At 72.7% G+C, this 18356-nt stretch carries 22 protein-coding genes; 13 read left to right on the top strand and 9 right to left on the bottom strand.

The features are described from left to right. Window positions 1-244: 244 nt before the first annotated feature. Entirely contained in the window at window positions 245-1204 is a 960-nt protein-coding gene (locus ACQPZZ_RS04810; protein WP_432929327.1) for a sulfite exporter TauE/SafE family protein, read from the top strand. Here ACQPZZ_RS04810 and ACQPZZ_RS04805 read toward each other — a convergent pair. Beyond that, the gene (locus ACQPZZ_RS04805) at window positions 1186-1899 is read right to left on the bottom strand and encodes a dienelactone hydrolase family protein (RefSeq protein ID WP_432929325.1); all 714 of its coding nucleotides are present in this window, start codon (window positions 1897-1899) and stop codon (window positions 1186-1188) included. The two genes, ACQPZZ_RS04810 and ACQPZZ_RS04805, sit on opposite strands and share 19 nt — an antisense overlap. A gap of 59 nt (window positions 1900-1958) precedes the next feature. Here ACQPZZ_RS04805 and ACQPZZ_RS04800 point away from each other — a divergent pair, with 59 nt between their 5' ends. Together ACQPZZ_RS04800 and ACQPZZ_RS04795 are read left to right on the top strand one after the other, a co-directional pair. Next, on the top strand, window positions 1959-2747 hold the full coding sequence (locus ACQPZZ_RS04800) for an aminotransferase class IV (protein ID WP_432929323.1): 789 nt from the start codon (window positions 1959-1961) through the stop codon (window positions 2745-2747). Between the two features lie 232 nt (window positions 2748-2979). Then, window positions 2980-4431 carry an alpha/beta fold hydrolase gene (locus ACQPZZ_RS04795; RefSeq protein ID WP_432929321.1) on the top strand — a complete coding sequence of 484 codons (1452 nt, stop codon included), beginning with the start codon at window positions 2980-2982 and terminating at the stop codon, window positions 4429-4431. Here the strand turns inward: ACQPZZ_RS04795 and ACQPZZ_RS04790 are convergent. Then, on the bottom strand, window positions 4428-5393 hold the full coding sequence (locus tag ACQPZZ_RS04790; RefSeq protein WP_432929318.1) for an LLM class F420-dependent oxidoreductase: 966 nt from the start codon (window positions 5391-5393) through the stop codon (window positions 4428-4430). The two genes, ACQPZZ_RS04795 and ACQPZZ_RS04790, sit on opposite strands and share 4 nt — an antisense overlap. Window positions 5394-5421: 28 nt before the next feature. Then, window positions 5422-6519, bottom strand: a complete 1098-nt coding sequence (locus ACQPZZ_RS04785) for an NADH:flavin oxidoreductase/NADH oxidase (RefSeq protein ID WP_432929315.1) — start codon at window positions 6517-6519, stop codon at window positions 5422-5424. A 94-nt stretch (window positions 6520-6613) separates the two neighbouring features. Here ACQPZZ_RS04785 and ACQPZZ_RS04780 point away from each other — a divergent pair, with 94 nt between their 5' ends. The 3 genes from ACQPZZ_RS04780 to ACQPZZ_RS04770 all read left to right on the top strand — a co-directional run bounded on the left by ACQPZZ_RS04780 (window position 6614) and on the right by ACQPZZ_RS04770 (window position 8297). Further along, window positions 6614-6943 carry an ArsR/SmtB family transcription factor gene (locus tag ACQPZZ_RS04780; RefSeq protein ID WP_432929313.1) on the top strand — a complete coding sequence of 110 codons (330 nt, stop codon included), beginning with the start codon at window positions 6614-6616 and terminating at the stop codon, window positions 6941-6943. A 93-nt stretch (window positions 6944-7036) separates the two neighbouring features. Continuing rightward, complete coding sequence (locus tag ACQPZZ_RS04775; RefSeq protein WP_363462590.1) at window positions 7037-7201, top strand: hypothetical protein; 165 nt, start codon at window positions 7037-7039, stop codon at window positions 7199-7201. A gap of 37 nt (window positions 7202-7238) precedes the next feature. Next, on the top strand, window positions 7239-8297 hold the full coding sequence (locus ACQPZZ_RS04770; RefSeq protein ID WP_432929310.1) for a sulfite oxidase: 1059 nt from the start codon (window positions 7239-7241) through the stop codon (window positions 8295-8297). Window positions 8298-8306: 9 nt separating this feature from the next. On the opposite strand, the gene ACQPZZ_RS04765 is transcribed toward ACQPZZ_RS04770, so the two are convergent. Then, window positions 8307-9296, bottom strand: a complete 990-nt coding sequence (locus tag ACQPZZ_RS04765; RefSeq protein ID WP_432929308.1) for a zinc-binding dehydrogenase — start codon at window positions 9294-9296, stop codon at window positions 8307-8309. A 144-nt stretch (window positions 9297-9440) separates the two neighbouring features. Here ACQPZZ_RS04765 and ACQPZZ_RS04760 point away from each other — a divergent pair, with 144 nt between their 5' ends. The 7 genes from ACQPZZ_RS04760 (at window position 9441) to ACQPZZ_RS04730 (ending at window position 13760) form a co-directional block, all read left to right on the top strand. Continuing rightward, entirely contained in the window at window positions 9441-9794 is a 354-nt protein-coding gene (locus ACQPZZ_RS04760) for a hypothetical protein (RefSeq protein ID WP_432929306.1), read from the top strand. Between the two features lie 535 nt (window positions 9795-10329). Further along, window positions 10330-10722, top strand: coding sequence for a hypothetical protein (locus tag ACQPZZ_RS04755; RefSeq protein ID WP_432929304.1), 393 nt, complete (start codon window positions 10330-10332; stop codon window positions 10720-10722). Continuing rightward, on the top strand, window positions 10719-10898 hold the full coding sequence (locus ACQPZZ_RS04750; protein WP_432929302.1) for a hypothetical protein: 180 nt from the start codon (window positions 10719-10721) through the stop codon (window positions 10896-10898). Before ACQPZZ_RS04755 ends, ACQPZZ_RS04750 begins: the two co-directional genes overlap by 4 nt. Before the next feature lie 68 nt (window positions 10899-10966). Continuing rightward, on the top strand, window positions 10967-11311 hold the full coding sequence (locus ACQPZZ_RS04745) for a hypothetical protein (RefSeq protein ID WP_432929300.1): 345 nt from the start codon (window positions 10967-10969) through the stop codon (window positions 11309-11311). Between the two features lie 15 nt (window positions 11312-11326). Beyond that, window positions 11327-12145 (top strand): SAM-dependent methyltransferase, encoded by an 819-nt coding sequence (locus tag ACQPZZ_RS04740; RefSeq protein ID WP_432929298.1) that lies wholly within the window; start codon window positions 11327-11329, stop codon window positions 12143-12145. 76 nt (window positions 12146-12221) lie between these two features. Then, window positions 12222-12497, top strand: coding sequence for an isoamylase early set domain-containing protein (locus tag ACQPZZ_RS04735; RefSeq protein ID WP_363645793.1), 276 nt, complete (start codon window positions 12222-12224; stop codon window positions 12495-12497). A gap of 81 nt (window positions 12498-12578) precedes the next feature. Next, window positions 12579-13760 (top strand): zinc-dependent alcohol dehydrogenase, encoded by a 1182-nt coding sequence (locus tag ACQPZZ_RS04730; RefSeq protein WP_432929296.1) that lies wholly within the window; start codon window positions 12579-12581, stop codon window positions 13758-13760. Here the strand turns inward: ACQPZZ_RS04730 and ACQPZZ_RS04725 are convergent. The 5 genes from ACQPZZ_RS04725 to ACQPZZ_RS04705 all read right to left on the bottom strand — a co-directional run bounded on the left by ACQPZZ_RS04725 (window position 13750) and on the right by ACQPZZ_RS04705 (window position 18341). Further along, window positions 13750-14589, bottom strand: a complete 840-nt coding sequence (locus tag ACQPZZ_RS04725) for a metal ABC transporter permease (RefSeq protein WP_432929294.1) — start codon at window positions 14587-14589, stop codon at window positions 13750-13752. The genes ACQPZZ_RS04730 and ACQPZZ_RS04725 overlap by 11 nt on opposite strands. Before the next feature lie 76 nt (window positions 14590-14665). Next, entirely contained in the window at window positions 14666-15547 is an 882-nt protein-coding gene (locus ACQPZZ_RS04720) for a metal ABC transporter permease (protein WP_432929292.1), read from the bottom strand. Then, window positions 15544-16305, bottom strand: a complete 762-nt coding sequence (locus ACQPZZ_RS04715) for a metal ABC transporter ATP-binding protein (protein ID WP_432929290.1) — start codon at window positions 16303-16305, stop codon at window positions 15544-15546. The genes ACQPZZ_RS04720 and ACQPZZ_RS04715 overlap by 4 nt, the downstream gene beginning before the upstream one ends. Then, window positions 16302-17300, bottom strand: coding sequence for a metal ABC transporter substrate-binding protein (locus ACQPZZ_RS04710; RefSeq protein ID WP_432929288.1), 999 nt, complete (start codon window positions 17298-17300; stop codon window positions 16302-16304). The genes ACQPZZ_RS04715 and ACQPZZ_RS04710 overlap by 4 nt, the downstream gene beginning before the upstream one ends. A gap of 66 nt (window positions 17301-17366) precedes the next feature. Then, window positions 17367-18341, bottom strand: coding sequence for a glycerophosphodiester phosphodiesterase (locus ACQPZZ_RS04705; protein ID WP_432929286.1), 975 nt, complete (start codon window positions 18339-18341; stop codon window positions 17367-17369). Window positions 18342-18356: the final 15 nt, after the last annotated feature.

The following is an 18356-nucleotide window of genomic DNA, read 5'->3' as shown; positions in this document are numbered from 1 at the left end:
ATAAGGTCCGGCCACGGTATTCCGCGGGCGACCACCACGTCAACGGGCGATCACCGGCGGGACCCTTCCCCGCCCTCCGGCGTCTCCCGACGGGGGACGAAAGCCCAGAAAGGAAGGGAGATCAGCATAGGACGGCACATCCTGCCCGGGATCGAGCGAACCGGTTAAGCCGGAAAGGATCACACCGGCCATCCCCAAAAAAAGGGGGTATCCATAATTCCGATGGGTTAGGTAGGGTTAAGGGGTGGATTTCGACTACACCATGGCGATCGGCTCGTTTCTGGTCGCGGTCGTCGTCGGCCTGACCGGAATGGGCGGCGGCGCTCTGATGACGCCCATGCTCGTGACGTTCTTCGGCGTGCCGCCCCTCGCCGCCGTCTCCAGCGACCTCGTCGCCGCCGCCGTGATGAAGCCGGTGGGCAGCCTCGTGCACCTGCGCCGTGGCACGGTCAACCTGAGGCTCGTCGCCTGGCTGTGCGCGGGCTCGGTCCCCGCGGCGTTCTGCGGCGTGCTCATCGCCCGCGCGCTGGGCACGGGCGAGGGCGTGCAACAGGTGATCCAGAAGGGCCTCGGCGTCGCGCTGCTGATCGCGGCGGCGGGCCTGGCCGTGCGCGGCTATCTCGCGATGCGCGACCGCGCCGAGGGCCGCACCCCCGAGACCGGCCGCCGTACCGCCGCCCCCGGCGAACCGGCCGCCACCGAGATGCCCTCCGTCACCGTACGGCCGCTGCCGACCGCACTGGTGGGGGCCGTCGGCGGACTGGTGGTCGGCATCACCTCGGTCGGATCCGGCTCACTGATCATCGTGGCTCTGCTCGCGCTCTATCCCGCGTTGAAGGCCAACCAGCTCGTCGGGACCGACCTGGTCCAGGCCGTGCCGCTCGTCATGTCGGCCGCGTTCGGTCACCTGCTGTTCGGCGAGTTCACGCTGTCGGTCACCCTCGCACTGCTGGTGGGCTCCATCCCGGGCGTCTACCTCGGCTCGCGGATCTCCTCGCGCGCCCCGGGCGGACTGATCCGCCGGGCCCTGGCGTTCGTGCTGCTCGCCTCGGCGCTGAAGATGTTCGGTGTCCCCAACACCGGCACCATCTGGACGCTGCTCGCCGTGCTGCTGCTCGCCCCCGCCTTCTGGATGGTCCTGCGCGTGCGGTGCGGCCTGCCCGCGCTCCCCTGGAGCCGGGAGACTCAGGCCGCCGGGAGGTGACGGCGCAGGAAGTCCATGGCCAGCGCCCACGCCGTACGCCCCGCCTCCGGGCTGTGGAACATCGGCGCGTAGTAGTTGTGGAAGGCGTGGCCGGCCTCCTCCTGCACGTGGACCTCCGCGTTCGGCCGCCCGGCCGCCGCCTCCTCCACGACGGCCACCCGGTCGCGGGGGATGTAGGGGTCCCGTCCGCCGAAGTGGAACTGGATCGGACAGCGGATGCCATCCAACAGCTGCGGCGCGTCCGGCACGGCCGAACCGTAGAAGGACACCACGGCCGACAGGCCGCTCCCGTCGCCGCGGGCCGCCACCGCGTAGGCCAGCGAGCCGCCGAGGCAGAAGCCGAGCGCGCCGACCCCGCCCGTCACCTCGGGCCGCGCGGCGAGCGCGGCGACCGCGGCGGCGCAGTCGTCCGCGGCCTTCTCGGAGTCGAGGTTGGCCGACAGCTCCAGCGAGGCGCGCAGCCCCTCCTCGTCGTGCGCGGCCGCCCAGCCGGGCCGAAGCCGCCAGAAAAGGTCCGGCACGCCCACGACATAGCCGAGCCCGGCGAGGTCGGCGGCGACCGCCCTGATGTAGTCGCTCACGCCCCAGATCTCCGGGATCAGCAGCAGCCCGGGGCCGGTCCCCCGCTGCGGAATCCACAGGCGCAGGTCGAACCCGCCGTCCGTGACCGTCACCGTCTGCGTGCGCTCGGGCATCCGTTCCTCCCAACCCCGATCCCGACCGAGATCTTCTCACGCATCGCTACCGTGTGACCGTGACGCCCTCCCCCGTTCCCCGCATCGAGATCGACGGCCGCCCTCCCACGGTCGAGCAGTTGAGCCACCCCGCCCTCGTCAACTACGGGCACTTCACCGCCATGCAGGTGAGAGGCTTCGCCACCCGCGGTCTCGCCCTCCATCTGGACCGGCTCGACGCCGCCACTCGAGAGCTGTTCGGCACGGGCCTCGACGGCGACCTGGTCCGTCGCCGCATCCGGCACGCGCTGGGCGACGACACCCCCGACGCGTCGGTCCGGGTCGTCGTCCATCGTCCCGACGCCGGCGCCGCCCCGTCCGTCATGGTGGTCGTACGGCCGCCGGTCCCCGCGCCCGAGGGACCGGTCCGCCTGAAGTCCGCGCACTACCAGCGGCCGGTCGCGCACATCAAGCACGTCGGAGCCTTCGGGCAGATCCACCACCGCGAGCTGGCCGCGCGCGAGGGGTTCGACGACGCGCTGCTCACGGGCCCCGGGGGCGCGATCTCCGAGTCCGGCATCGCCAACGTCGCCTTCTTCGACGGGTCTCGGGTGATCTGGCCGGACGCGCCCTGCCTGCATGGCATCACGATGCGGCTGCTGGAGCCCCTGCTGCCCGCCGCGGGGTTCCCCTCCCATCGGGCGCCGGTGCGGCTGGCCGACCTGCCATCCTTCCGGACGGTGCTGGTGACCAACTCCCACGGGGTGGCGCCCGTCGACAGGGTGGACGGCCTCGCTCTGCCCATCGACGCCGCGTTCGCCGCGGCCGTGACGGAGATCTACGAGTCCGTTTCCCGGGACCCGATCTGAACCACGCCTCCGCCCGCACGTCGCGTCCGGAGCGGTGGCCGACTTGAGCAGCAGCCCGAGCAGGCCGCCCCGATCGCCGAGGCCGGTGCGGATCATCCCGGGACGGACGGCGTCTGATTCGGTGTGTGCGACTTCCGGCGTACGCCGCGTGGGCGGCCATACGGACGGCGTAGCGGCGGTCCCGCCGCGTGGACGATCCCCGGGGCCGCCGGAACCGGGATGATCGGGAAACGTGACCAAAGCGATGGCCGCCCTGCTCACCGCGGCCGCCCTCCTCGCCGCCCTGCAGGGCTGCGCCTCCCCGCCCCGCCCGCATCCGGCCTCCGACTGCGGTCCCGGCGCGACCTGCGGCGCCGTACGGGTGCCGCTGGACCGCAGCGACCCGTCGGCGGGCACGGTCGGGATCGGATACACGCTGGTGCGGCACCTCGACGACTCCCGGCCGGCGCAGGGGACGATCGTGCCCGATCCCGGCGGCCCCGGCGCCTCGGTGACCGCGGCGCTCACCATGTACGCCACCGGATACCGGGACCTGCTCCGCACCCACGACCTGCTGCTCGTCGACCCGCGCGGCACCGGCGTGTCCGGGCCGCTGCGCTGCCGCGCGGTGTCCGGCACGACCACGGCGAGCCCCAAGGCCGAGATCGTGAGGGCGATCGGCGCCTGCGGCCGGGAGCTCGGCGACCGGAGCCGTCACCACACCACCGAGGCCGCCGCCGACGACATCGACGCCGTCCGCGCCCACCTGGGCATCGACCGGCTCGACCTGCTGGGCCAGTCGTACGGCACCTATCTCATGACGGTCTACGCGCAGCGGCATCCCGAGCACGTCCGCTCGATCGTGTTGTCCGGGGCGTACCCGCTCCGGCCGGATCCCTGGGGCAGGCCGGGCGTGCAGGCGCTGCGCCGCGCGGTGGGGGCGCTGTGCGACCGCTCGCGCGGCGCGTGCGAGGGGCGTGCCGTGCTGGCCGATCTCGCGACGGTCGCCGCGCGGCTGCGGTCTCGTCCGGTCGCCCTGGACGGCGGCGGCACGCTCGACGAGGCGGCCCTCGCCCGGCTGGTCTACACGGTCGCTTCGGACGACCCCGAGCTGTTCGGGCGGCTGCCCGCGATGCTGCACCGGGCCGCCGCGGGCGAGACCGGGCCGCTCGCGGCGCTGGCCGCCCGGACACGCGAGGAGGGGGTGCGGGACGGTGAGGAGTTCAGTGTCGCCCTGTTCGCCTCCGTCGTCTGTCACGACTACCCCACGCCGTGGAAGGCGGGCACGCCGATCCGGGAAAGGGCCGCGCGGTACAAGTCCCTGCTGGCGGGACTCGACCCGGCCGACTTCCGGCCCTTCAGCCCGCAGGCGTGGGCGAGCGCCGTTCCGGACCGGGGCGACGTCTGCGCGGACTGGCCGGGCGACGCGCGGACTCCGTCCGCCCGGCGGCTCCCCGATGTCCCCGTGCTGGTCGTCTCCGGCGAGTTCGACCTCAACACCCCGGTCGAGGAGGGCCGGTCGGCGGCGCGGCGATATCCCACCGCCGAGGTCGTCACGGTGCCCAACAGCGGGCACGTCCCGGAGAGCGGCGGGAGCGCGGCCTCCTGCGTGATCGCCCTTCAGGCCGGCTTCATCCGCACCGGGCGGCTCCCCGGCGCCGCGTGCCTCGGAGCGGTGCCCGCCGTGCCGGTGGAGCGGCTCTAGAGGGCGCGGAGCGCGGGGAGGAGCTCCTTCTCCGACCACTCGAAGAACTCCCGCTGGCGCTCCCGCCCAACCTGCACGAGCGCGAGATGGGTGAATCCGGCCTCGGTGTACTGCCGCACGGCCTCGACCACGGCGCCGGCGTCCGCCCCGCAGGGCACCTTCTCCGCCACGTCCTCCGGCCGTACGGTCTCGGTCGCGGCGGCGAAGTTGACCGGCGCGGGCAGCTCCGACATGACCTTCCAGCCGGTCACCGACCAGCGCCACAGGCGGTGCGCCCGCTCGATCGCGGCGTCCTTGTCGGGGTCGTAGCAGACGGCGAGCTGGCCGTAGACGGGCTTGCCCTCGCCGCCGGACGCGGCGAACTTCTCCACCAGCGACCCGTCCGGGTCGGTCGCCACGAGGCCGTCGCCGAGCTCGGCGGCGATGTCCACCGACTGGTCGCCGGACGCGGCGACCGCGATGGGCACCGGCCGCTCGGGCAGGTCGAACAGCCGGGCCGAGTCGATGTCGAAGTACTCGCCACGGTAGTTGCGGTAGCCGCCCTGGAAGAGCTCCTTGACGACCTCGATGGCCTCGCGGAACATCTCGTGCCGGGTGTTGACCGGCGGCCAGCCGTGGCCGACCACGTGCTCGTTCAGGTTCTCGCCCGCGCCCACGCCGAGGGTGAACCGCCCGTCGCTGAGCACCCCCATCGTGGCCGCCTTCTGCGCCACCACCGCGGGGTGGTAGCGCATGATCGGGCACGTCACGTAGGTCATCAGCGGCAGCCGCTCGGTTGCCTGCGCCACGGCGCCCAGCACCGACCAGGCGTACGGGGAGTGGCCCATCTCCTCCAGCCACGGGAAGTAGTGGTCGGAGATGACCGCGTAGTCGAAGCCCACGCGCTCGGCGGTGACCGCGTCCTCCACCAGCTCCTTCGCGGGCGTCTGCTCGCACATCAGGGTGAAACCGATCTCTGCCATACGGCCACCCCTACCCACGTCCGGGCGTTCAGACCGCGCGGTGGTACTGGTCGGGCCAGCGTCCGCCCACACCGAGCTCCCGTGCCGCGTTGTTCGGCCAGTAGGGGTTGCGCAGCAGCTCACGGCCGAGCATCACCGCGTCGGCCCGCCCCGAGGCGACGATCTCCTCGGCCTGCCGCGGCTCGGTGATGAGGCCCACGGCCGACGTGGGCAGGTCGGTCTCCGCCTTCACCCGGGCCGCGAACGGCACCTGGTATCCCGGCTCCACGGGGATCCGGGCCTTCGGCGCGTTGCCGCCCGTCGACACGTCGAGCAGGTCCACTCCGCGCGCGAGCAGCTCCTTGGCCAGCCGCACGGTGTCGTCCGCCGTCCAGCCGTCGCGGGGGTCCTCGGGGTTCTCACTGAGCCAGTCGGTGGCCGAGACGCGGAAGAACACCGGCAGCTCGTCCGGCCACTCGGCGCGCACCGCGTCGACCACCTCCAGGGCGAAGCGCGCGCGGTTCTCGAACGGGCCGCCGTACGCGTCGGTGCGCCGGTTGCTGAACGGCGAGAGGAACTCGTGGATCAGGTAGCCATGGGCGCCGTGGATCTCCACAACCCTGAAGCCCGCGGCGAGCGCGCGGCGCGCGGCCGCCGCGAAGGCGTCCACCAGCCGCCTGATGTCCGCCTCGCTCAGCTCGTCCGGCACCGGGTGGCCCTCGTCGAACGGGATCGGGCTGGGCGCGACCGGCTGCCAGCCGTGGTCCTCCGGGCCGACCGGCGCGCCGCCCCGCCACGGGCGGTCGGTGGACGCCTTACGCCCGGCGTGCGCGAGCTGGACGCCGGGCATCGCGCCCTGGTCGGCGAGGAACCGGGCGAGGCGGCCGAACTGTGCTTGCTGGCGCTCGTTCCACAGCCCGAGGTCGGCGGGGCTGATCCGGCCCTCGGGGGACACGGCGGTGGCCTCGACCATGATCAGGCCGGCCCCGCCGACCGCCCGGGACCCGAGGTGGGTCAGATGCCAGTCGGTCGGGACCCCCTGCTCCGGGCCCTCGACGGCCGCGCAGTACTGGCACATCGGCGACATCCAGACGCGGTTGGGGATGGTCAGGTTCCGCAGGGTCAGGGGCTCGAACAACGCGCTCACGCCGCGCTCCTCTCGTCGTCGGGGACCCTTGTACGATAGCTCTCGTAGTACGCCATCTGTCAAACTACGAAGACCTTCGTACAAGGGAGGCCCGATGACCCCTCGGACGCTCGACCATCCGGACCGGTCCGAGATCCGGCTCGAGGACGTGCTGCACGCGCTGTCCGATCCCGTACGCCTCCAGGTGGTGTGCTATCTCGCCGGCAGCGGCGAGTCGTCCTGCTCGGCGATCGACCTCGCGGTCAGCAAGTCGACGAGCACCCACCACTTCCGCGTGCTCCGCGAGGCGGGCGTGATCAGGCAGGTCTACCGGGGGACCGCGAAGATGAGCTCCCTGCGCCGCGAGGATCTCGACGCCCTCTTCCCCGGCCTGCTCGACACTGTGATCCGGGCGTACGACACACAGCGGGCGGCGACTCTGTAACTGTCCAAGTTGCCTTGACCAGTTACCGTCTTTGCTCTACCTTTGTAACTGCCTAAGAAAATTAAGACAGTTACGACGGCGACCTGGACGGTAATGATGTTCTACGACTACTCCCTGGCCACCGAGCGCATGACCGAGTTGCACCGCGAGGCCGACAACGCGCGCGTCGCCAGCCGCCTGGTCGCGGCCCGGCGCTGGTCGCGTCTCGCGTCCTGGGCCCAGCGTCAGGCCCGGCGGGCGAGCCACGACCTGGGCTGACCGGCTCGTCACCGCGTCGGCCCGGAAGGAAGGGCCGATGCGTACGACACGCGACACCCGCACGGCGGTGGTGAAGCCGGCCGTCGCCGCCCTCATGGAGGACGCGGGCACCGGCCTCGACTACGGCACCCGGCCCGACCGCCTGCCGGGCCTGCTCACTCCCCTCGACCGCTTCTTCGTCCGCAACCACGCCCCCACCCCCCGCCTCGACGCGAGAACCTGGACGCTGCGCGTCGAGGGCGGCGGCGTGCGCCGGACCGTCTGCTACACCTACGACGACCTGTGGCGCCGGTTCCCGCTCGTGTCCGTCGTCCGCACGCTGGAGTGCGCGGGCAACCGGCGCGCCCTCTTCGGCGCCGAGCGCGGACACCGCTTCGGCGGTGTGCAGTGGGGCCGGGGCGCCGTCGGCACCGCCGAGTGGACCGGAATCCCGCTGCGCTACCTGCTCGAACCGGCAGGCCTCACGGACGCCGCCGTCGAGGTGATGCCGGAGGGCCTCGACGAGGCGCGCGGGCGCCGCCCGATGCCCCTCGCCAAGGCCCTGGCCCCCGACACCCTGCTCGCGCTCGCCATGAACGGCGAGATCCTGCCGCCCGACCACGGCTTCCCCGCCCGCGTGGTGGTCTCCGGCTGGCTCGGCGCGGCGAGCATCAAATGGGTGGGCCGGATCGAGGTGTCCGACCGGCCGCTCCACGTGCCGTGGAACACCGAGGACTACGTGATCGTCGCCCCCGGCCGGCCCGCCGTGCCGATCACCTCCACGCCGGTCGCGAGCCTGGTCGAGCTCCCCTGGCCCGCGCGGCTGCACCCCGGCCCGCAGACCATCCGCGGCCGGGCGTACGCCGGGGAGGACCGCGTGGCCGCCGTCGACTACCGGATCGACGACGGCCCCTGGCGGCCGGCCGCCCTCGACGGGCCGGACCTCGCGGGCGTCTGGACCCGCTGGCGGTTCCCCTGGGATCCCACCCCAGGCGCGCACGTCGTGCGGGTGCGGGCCACCGACGAGCGCGGCCGCTCCCAGCCCGAGGCCACCCCCTGGAACGACCTCGGCTACTGCCACACCTCGGTGCTCCCCCACCCCGTCCTGGTGGCTTAGGGCCGTGGCTCAGGGGACGAGCACGACCTTGCCCGTGGTCGCGCGGGTCTCCAGCGCGGCGTGCGCGGCGGCGGCGTCCTTGAGCGGGAAGCTCTGCACCAGCGGGACCAGCGCGCCCGACCCCGCGGCCGCCAGGGCCCGCTCCTCCAGGCCCCGCAGGCCGCCCGGCCGCTTCAGCACCCGCGGGCCGACCGCCACCGCAGCGGTGATGCCGCGCGCGTACAGGTCCTCCGTGGTCAGCGCCGTCGGGCCGCCCTGCGCGTCCGCCCAGCCGAACAGCACGATCCTGCCGCCGACGCCGAGCAGCTCCAGGGTCTTCCGCCCGAGGTCCCCGCCGACGCCGTCGAGCGCCAGCGTGACCTCCCGGTCGCCGAGGACCGCCCTCACCTCGTCGGGCCAGCTCGCCGAGGTGTAGTCCACGGCGTGGTGTGCGCCCAGCGCCAGCACCCGGCGGGTCTTCTCCTCGCCGCCGGCGAGCCCGACAACCGTGGCGCCGGCCCGCACCGCCGCCTGCACGAGCAGGTTGCCCACGCCGCCGGCCGCCGCCGTCACCAGGGCGACGTCGTCCGCGCGGATCTCCGCGACGTCGAGGATGCCCATCGTGGTCCGGCCGGTGCCGATCATCGCCACCGCCTCGCCATACCCCAGGCCGTCCGGGATCTCGTGGATCGCCGAGGCGTCCCGTACGGCCAGCTCGGCGTAGCCGCCGGGGGCCATGCCGAGATGGGTCACCACCCGCCTGCCGGCCAGGCCCGGGTCGGCCCCGGGGCCGACGGCGTCGACGACTCCGGCGACCTCCCGGCCGGGGATCGTGGGCAGATCGGGCACGGGAATCGGGCCGCCGGCGTACTTCCCGGCCCGCAACGTGGTGTCGACGAGGTGCACCCCCGCCGCCCGTACGGCGACGCGGACCTGGCCGGGCCCGGGCTCGGGATCCTCGACCTCCTCGTAGACGAGGTTCTCTGCGGGACCGAAGGCATGCAATCTGACGGCGTACATACGCCCGTTATAGATCTCCGAGCCGCGCTTCCACATCGGGCGATGGTCCTAGGTCCTGCGAACCGTTCCGAGCATGCGGTGCGATAGACGAGACATGCGTCCCATCCCCTGCGGCTCCTCCGGAGACGCCCGCATCCGCCGCCCGTGGGGCCGTCCAGCGACGACCGCGACCTGATCGCGGCGGTCGCGGCGGAGCACGTCGAGGCGCTGCGGCTGCTCCACGACCAGACGGAGGACGTCGCGGCGCTGTGCGAGCGGGTGGTCGTGATGGAGGGCGGGCGAGCCCTGTTCGACGGCACCCCCGCCGGGCTCGCCGCCGTCGCCACCGGCCGGGTGAGCCTCGGCGACCACCGCCCGGGGCCCGGCTCGCTCTTCTGGCGTACGGCCGACGGGCGATACCGGACGATCGGCGACGCCCCGGCGGGGGCCGTCCCGGCCGACCCGACCGTGGAGGACGGCTACCTGCTCCTCGTCGGCAGGCCCGGGGAGGCGGCATGAGCCTCGCGCGATTCGAGGCCGTCCGGTTGCTGCGCAGCCCGCTGGTCTGGGGAGCCGCGGTGCTCATGGTGGCGCTGCGCGTGTGGCAGACCTGGTCCCGCGCGCCCGCCTGGCCCGAGGTGACGATCGACACCGCGTACGGCTACCTGCTGGTGGGGGCGGGCGCGCTGCTGGCGGCGAACCTCGCCGTCAACCGGGAGCGGCGCCACGGCAGACCGGTGGCTCCCCGGGCCGGCCACCGGGCCCGTCGTGCTCTTCGCGGTCGCGGCGCCCGTGGAGCTGTCCAGGTCGGGCGGCTCGTGGGCGGCACTGCTCCCGGTGATCCTGCACCACGACCTGCCCGTGGAGATCAATCCTCGGCCCTCGGCGGCCCACCTCGTCTACCTCCTCGCGCTGATCCCGCTGGTCGCCGCCCTGGGGATGGCCCGCTACGGCCTGCGTCCCCGGCGCTCGATCGCTGCGCTGGCCGGGCTGGTCGTCGCGGTGGGGCAGGCACGGGACCGCGGCGGCGTCGGAGGTCTGGCTCGCCGGTCAGGTGGCCGCCCGTGTCGCCGGTCTCCCGGACCCCGACTACTGGTTCGTGTCGGTCACCGACCCGGTGTACGGCGCGAGCGGCTTCGGCTTCACAGAGGGCAGCCCCGGATGCGCCGAATGGGGGCGGGCGCGCACGCTCGTCGCCCTCTGGCTGGGCGGCCAGGCCGGGCCGGTGCGCACCGCCGCCTCGTCCTGGGCGCAGACGAAGGACTCCGAGCTGCCCGCCGCCGAGCGCCTATTCCGGTACGCCGAGCGGCTGGTCACGCGCCCGGACGCCCGGTCGCGGGTGTGGGCCCACTGGACGACGCTCATGGACCCGAAGACCACGGTCGAGCAGGCGCTCCCGCTGCTCGGCATCACCCCCGATCTCGACGACAGGAAGGACTGCTCATGATCCGTACGGCACTGATCCTCGTCCGCCCGATGCTCCGGGCCGTCGACTGGGCACCGCTCGCCCGGGCCTGGCTGACGTCCGCCGCCGTGATCGTCGCCGTCGCCCTCACTCGCGGCGCCGTGGTGAGCTGCGACGCCGTGGTTCTGTCGCGGCCTGGGGGACGACCCTCGCGCTGATCGTCGCCTTCCTGCCCCAGAGGGCCGGGCTGCTCGCCGGGGACCTGGCGCTGGAGGCCGCCACCTGCGTGCTCACCGGGCTGTCCGGGGCCGCCGTCGCCGTACGCCTGCGGCCCCGGCACGGCCGCTCGGTGGCCCTCGCGGGCGCGGCGGCCCAGTTCACGCTGCTCGCGCTGACGCTGTTCCTGACCGCCAAACTGTGGCTGTGGCCGCTGCAGGACGACCCGCAGTGGCCGGTGGCCCACCGGCTGTGGGCCGTCCTCCTGCCGCTGCCTCTGGTGTTCCTGGTAGCGGCGAACGGAAATCCGGCGGCCCGAAGGTGGGGCAGATGGGGTCACAGAGTTATGGCGTTCTTCGTTGGGTTTCTCCCGGGCGGCCCTTATGCTCGCAGCAAGTCCTCTTTACTGCTGTGAGTGAGGAGATGTTGCGTGGCCGATGACGCGCCGCCACCCGGTATAGACGCTCGCGTCCCCAATCCCGCGCGCATGTACAACTACTTCCTGGGCGGAAAGGACAACTTCGCGGCCGACCGGGAGGCCGCGGAGCGGGTTCTACGGGTCGCGCCCGAGGCCCCCTCGCTGGCCCGCCGCAACCGGGCCTTCCTGCGCCGGGCCGTACGCCACCTGGTGGCCGAGGCCGGGATCCGGCAGTTCGTGGACATCGGCACCGGGCTGCCGACCGCGGGCAGCGTGCACGAGGTGGCGCACGAACTCGACCCCGGCGTGCGGGTGGCGTACGTGGACAACGACCCGGTCGTGCTCGCGCACTCCCGGGCCCTGCTGTCGGGGTCCGCCGCCGCCACCGTGACCGTGCAGGGGGATCTGCGGCGGCCCGAGGAGATCCTGGCCGACCCGGAGCTGCGGGCGCTGATCGACCTCTCCGAGCCGGTCGCGGTCCTGCTCGTGGCCGTGCTGCATTTCCTCCCCGACGACGACAAGCCGGCCGAGCTCGTGGCCCGCATCAGGGAGTCCGTCGCCCCCGGGAGTCACCTCGTGCTGTCCCACGTCACCGACGAGGAACGGGCCGGCGACGCCCGCGAGGGGGCGGCCGTCTACCGGCAGGCCAGCAGCGGCATCACCCTGCGCGGCCGCGAGCAGATCCACGAGCTGTTCGGCGGCTTCGAGCTCATCGAACCTGGCCTGGTCCCGCTCGACGACTGGCGGCCCGACGACGAGAACCTGCTCGCCCGGCAGGCCCGCCGTCACCTGCCCACCTGGTTCCTCTGCGGGGTCGGGCACGCGCCCTGAAAAGGCCGTGAATATTGTGTTACGTCCTACGTGTACTGGTTTCTTCCTTTAGGCGCCATACGCCAGGCTATGCGGCATGCTCAAGCGCACCAGGCTGTTCGGGCAGAAGACCCGAGTCACCTTCACCCTGCCCGTTGACGAGCCCTCGGGGACGGTCAGCGTGGTGGGCGATTTCAACGACTGGCTGCCCGGCCGTCACGAACTCCTGCGGCGCAGGAACGGCACCCGCACCGTTTCGGTGATCCTCCCGCCGGGCGCGCACCGGTTCCGCTACCTCGCGACGGGCGGGGTGTGGTTCGACGACGACGGCGCCGACCAGGTGGACGAGCAGGGCAGCGTGCTGCACCTCTGATCGAGAGGGAACCGTTTCTCCCACCAGAAGTAGGGCATACGGGAACGATCGCGACACCCCGGCCCTTTTGGAGGGGGAATCATGAAGGCACTTACCTGGCACGGCAAGCGCGACGTACGGGTGGAGGACGTCCCCGACCCGGCCATCAAGGAACCCACCGACGCGATCATCCGGGTCACCACAACCGCGATCTGCGGCTCCGACCTGCACCTGTACGAGGTGCTCGGCCCGTTCATCGGCGAGGGCGACATCCTCGGCCACGAGCCGATGGGCATCGTCGAGGAGGTCGGCGCGGAGGTCACCCACATCCGCCCCGGCGACCGCGTCGTGATCCCGTTCAACATCTCGTGCGGCCACTGCCACATGTGCGACCGCGCGTTGTTCGCCCAGTGTGAGACCACCCAGGTCCGTGAGTACGACACCGGCGCCGCGCTCTTCGGCTACACGAAGCTGTACGGCGAGGTGCCCGGCGGCCAGGCGGAATACCTGCGCGTCCCGCAGGCGCAGTTCGGGCCGATCAAGGTGCCGGAGGGGCCGCCGGACGAGCGGTTCGTCTACCTCTCCGACGTGCTGCCCACCTCCTGGCAGGCCGTCGAGTGGGCCGAGGTGCCCGACGGCGGCAGCGTCACCGTCTTCGGCCTCGGCCCGATCGGGCAGATGTCGGCCCGCATCGCCCGCCACCGCGGCTATCGCGTGATCGGCGTGGACATCGTCCCCGAACGCCTGGAGATGGCCCGGCGGCACGGCATCGAGGTGGTCGACGGGAACGACGCCGACGACGTGCCCGAGGCGATCCGGTCGATGACCGGGGGCCGGGGCACCGACTCGGTCATCGACGCCGTCGGCATGGAGGCGCACGGCTACACCGTGGGCAAGTTCGCGCAGACGGTCACCGGCATGCTGCCCGACAAGGCCGCCGCCGCCATGATGACCCGCGCCGGGCTCGACCGGCTCGCCGCGCTGCAGGACGCCATCGAGACCGTACGGCGCGGCGGAACGATCTCGATCAGCGGCGTGTACGGCGGGATGACCGACCCCATGCCGATGCTGCGGATGTTCGACAAGGGCATCACACTGAGGATGGGCCAGGCCCACGTCAAGCGGTGGATCGACGACCTCATGCCGCTCGTGACCGGCGACGGCGACCCCCTGGGGGTCGAGGACCTGGCGACCCACCGCCTGCCGCTCGACCAGGCCCCGCACGGCTACGAGATCTTCCAGAAGAAGGAGGACGGCGCGATCAAGGTGTTGCTCACGCCCTGACGGCCACTCTCCTCGCCACGGCCCGCCTGACCCGGCCGCGTACGGCGGTGCCGAGGAAGACCGCCCCGAAGACCAGTCCCACGAACAGGGCGATGGAGGCCCCGGTCGCGACGTTCCACCGTGTGGAGACCCACACGCCCGCCAGCGCGCAGCCGACCCCGATCGCGGCGGCGATCGGGAACAGCGGCGCGAGCCTGTCGGTGAGCAGGCGGGCCGTCGCGGCCGGGCCCACGATCAGCGCCACGGCGAGGATCGTCCCCAGCGCGGGCACGGTGGCGACGACGGTCACCTCGACGACCGCGAGCAGCGCGAAGTCCAGCAGCACGGTGGGCAGCCCGAGGGCCGCCGCCCCCACCGGGTCGAACGCCGCGAGCAGCAGTTCCTTGCCCACCAGGGCGAGCAGGAGCAGCACGCCCACGGCGACGGCGGCGGTCGCCACCAGGTCGCCCGTGCCGACGGCGAGGACGTCGCCCACCGTGTAGGCCGCCAGGTCCTTGGTGAAGCCGTCCTGCGCCGACACCAGCACCACACCGAGCGCGAAGCCGCCCGACAGCGCGATGCCGGTGGCCGTGCTGAAGTCCTGCCCGCGGCCCCGGCCGAACGCGAGGACGGCGGCGACCACCAGCAGCCCGAACAGCCCGCCGCCGAGGTAGAGGTTCACCCCGAGCAGGGCGGCGATCACGATGCCGGGGAACGTCGCGTGCGTGAGGGCCATCGTGAAGAACGGCAGCCGCCGCGCGATCACGAACACCCCGACGACGCCGCCGAGCGCGCCGACCAGCACGGCCTCGACGAGGGCCCGGTGCACCGTGGAGTCCAGCCAGCTCATGCCACCCCCTCGCCTGACGGCTCGGGGTTGCATTCGCAAAGAGCGCTGTGTTTATCGATTCGCTCGCTCCGCTCGCTCATGCCGCACTCTCCACTACCGCGCTGCGGGCGCGGCTCAGGCCGACCTTCCTGCGGACGAACCCGGCGACGTGGGCCAGGCCGTACATCGCGACCAGGACCAGCACCACGGTCGCGCCGGAGGCGAGCCTGACGCCGTATCCGACCGAGGCCTCGTAGCTCACGACGAGCCCGAGCCACCCGGCGGACGCGCCGACCAGGCAGGCCAGCGGCACGATGACCACGAGCCGGTCCGACAGGCCACGCGCCGCCGCGGCCGGCACGATGAGCAGCGCGATGACGAGGATCGTGCCGACCGCCTTCACGGCGGCCACGACGACCAGCGCGACCGCGACGTTCAGCACGAGATCGAGCAGGCCGACACGCACCCCGGCCGCGCGGGCGCCCTCGGGGTCGAAGGCCCGCAGCAGCAGCGGCCGCCGCAGCACCGCCAGCAGCGCCACGACCACGACCGTCACGACGGCGGTCTGCGCGAGCTGCGTCTCGGTGACCGTCAGCACCCGCCCGAACAGGAACGCGGTGAGATCGGAGGTGAAGCCCGTCTGCCGCGACACCACCACGACGCCGACCGCGAACAACGTGGTCAGCAGCATGGCGAGCGCGGCGTCCTCGCTCACCCTGCGGCGGTGGGTGAGCAGCGTGAGCAGGACGGCTGTGACGACCCCGGCCGCCAGCGCTCCCCAGAAGATGCCGCCGTCCCCGGCCATGAGGTGGCCGATGACCACCCCGGGGAAGACGGTGTGCGTCAGGGTGTCGCTGACGAAGGCGAGCCGGCGCAGCAGCACCAGCACGCCGACCGTGCCCGCGAGTGCGCCGAGGAGGACCAGTTCGACCAGCGCGCGCGCCATGAAGGGCAGCTGGAACGGCTCGAAGAACATCATGTCTGGGTCACGATGACACGATCGCCGCGCAGTTCGAGCGCGTGCCCGCCGTACGTCGCGCGCAGCCGCTCGGGCGTCAGCACGTCGCCGGTCGGGCCGAAGCCGAACTGGTGGTGGTTGAGCAGGCACACCTCGTCGCAGGCCAGGTGCGCGATGGCGAGGTCGTGGGTGCTGACGACGACGGAGGCGCCCTGCTCCTTCAGCGAGCCGATCGCCTCCAGCAGCGCGTGCTGGCTGACCGCGTCGACGCCGTTGAACGGCTCGTCGAGCAGCAGCATCCGCGGCTTGGCGGCGATGGCGCGGGCCAGCAGCACCCGCTGGCGCTGCCCGCCCGACAGCGTGCCGAACCGGTCGCGGGCCCGCCCGGCCAGCCCGACCCGCTCCAGGGCGTCGGCCACCTCGGCCCGGTCGCCGGCGGAGGCGCGGCGCAGCCAGCCGATCCGCCGGTAGCGGCCCATCATCACCACCTGCTCGACCGACACCGGGAAGTCGGGGTCGAGCGTGTCGGCCTGCGGCACGTAGGCGACGTCGCGGCGGGCCTGCGCCGGGGGCCCGCCCAGCACCTCGATCCGGCCGCGCACGACCGGCACCAGGCCGAGCAACGCCTTGATGAACGTCGACTTGCCGGCGCCGTTCGGGCCGATCAGCGCGACGGCCTCGCCCTCGTGGACGACGCCGTGCAGTTCCTCGAGAACCGGGACGTCGCCGTAGGCCACGCTCGCCCGGTCGAGCACCAGGGTGGGCGTGCGCTCGCTCATGCGGCGGTCCCCCTCAACGCGTTGACAATGGTGTCCGTATTGTGCTCCTCCATCTGGAGGTAGGTCGCACCGGCCGAGCCCTCGGGGCCGAGCGAGTCGCCGTACAGCGCGTCCTCGCCCGCCACGACCGTCACCCCGGCCTCGCGGCCGATCGCCTCAGCCGTCTTGGGCGGCAGCGACGCCTCCGAGAAGATGGCCGTCACCCCGGTCGTCCTGATCTCGGCGACGAGATCGGACACCTGCTTGGCCGACAGCTCCGCGGAGGTGTCGAAGCTCGGAATGATCGACCCGACGAACGTCAGCTTGTATCGGTCGAGGTAGTAACCGAAGGCGTCGTGGTTGGTCACGAGCTTGCGCCGGTCGGGGGGCACGGACTCGATCTTCCTCGCGATATCGGCGTCGAGCGCGTCCAGCTTCGCGTCGTACGCCACCCGGTTGGCCTGGTAGACCGCGGCGTCGGGCGGATCGGCGGCGGCGAAGGCGGTCTCGATCGTGGCGACCATCGTCTTGACGTTGAGCGGGTTGTGCCAGATATGCGGGTCGCCCTCGGACTCGTCGTGATCGTGCCCCTCCTCCCCGTGTCCCTCCTCGTGCCCCTCCCCGGAGCCCATGCGGATCTGGACGCCCCGGGAGGCGTCGACGACGGTCCCGTCGAAGCCGGCGGCCGAGATGGTCTCATCCAGCCACTTCTCCAGGCCCACGCCGTTCTTGACGAGCACGTCGGCCTCGCCGATGGCCCGCATGTCGGCTGGGGACGGCTCGTAGTCGTGGGGATCGACGTTGGGCTTCAGCAGCTGGTGGACCGTGATCCGGTCGCCGCCGACGTTGCGGGCAAAATCGGCCACCTGCGTGGTGGTCGCCACCACCTTCAACGGCTGTGCCGGTCCCAGGGCGGGATCGGAGGAATCAGAAGGCTTCTGCGCGCCGCCGCACGCGGCTGCGAACAGCACCAGCAGCGCGGCGGACGAGAGCGTACGGGCAAGTGGCGAGAGCACGACGATTCCTCAAGTCGGTATCAGGGGAAACATCCCTTCCAAATGTCCCGCAAATGAAAATCATTGTCAACTTGCGGCGATCCGCCGGGAACGCCCCGAGAGCACGGCCCGGGCCGTGCCGGGATTGTCGGCGAAGACGCCGTCCACGCCGAGGTCGTAGAGCATCGCCAGCCAGCCCATCACGTCTCCCGTCGCCCGCGCGTACGCCGGGCCGGCCGGGTCGCCGAGCCGGAAGTCGGCCGGGAGGTGGGCGTTCTCGTCGCGGACGGTCCACACGTGCACGACGAGCCCGGCCCGGCGAGCGTCGCGCACCAGCGTCGTGGGTGCGAGGAGGCGGCCGCCGGGGCCCGCCGGGACGACCCGCGAGGTCGCCACGCCGATGCCGTCCGCGTACGACGCGATCTCCTCGAGCCCCTCGGGCGTGACCATCCGGTCGTACGCCGCACCGGAACCGCCGATCAGCTGGATCAGCGGCAGCGGGGTCCTCCTCCGCAGCTCGCGCAGGTTGGCCGCCTCGAACGACTGGATGAAGGCCGGGTCGTGCCGGCCCAGCACCTCGAGCAGCGGCTCCTCCAGCGGCAGGCCGATGGAGGAGAAGTAGGTGGGGTGCTTGGTCTCCGGATACACGCCCACGCCGTGCCGCCGTGCCAGCTCCACGACCTCGTCGAACGTCGGGATCGGAGCCAGGCCGTCGAAGGCGGCGTTGCCGGGGCGCAGATCGGGGATGCGCTCGACGGCCCGCAGCGTGCGCAGCTCGGCCAGCGTGAAGTCCTCGGTGAACCAGCCGGTGACCGCCACCCCGTCGATGGTCTTGGTGGTGCGGCGATCGGCGAACTCGGGACGGCTCGCCACGTCGGTGGTCCCCGAGATCTCGTTCTCGTGGCGGGCCACCAGGACGTGGTCCTTCGTGGAGACCAGGTCGGGCTCGATGTAGTCGGCCCCGAGCGCGATCGCCGTCTCGTACGACGGCAGCGTGTGCTCGGGCCGCAGGGCGCTGGCGCCCCGGTGACCGATGACGACGGGTTCCGGCTGGTGTGACACAGCGGCCACCGTACA

The organism is Microbispora sp. CA-135349, from assembly GCF_050947365.1.
Classification (GTDB): domain Bacteria; phylum Actinomycetota; class Actinomycetes; order Streptosporangiales; family Streptosporangiaceae; genus Microbispora.
Note: the sequence above shows the minus strand (reverse complement) of the source record. Positions and strands in the feature narration are given on the sequence as shown.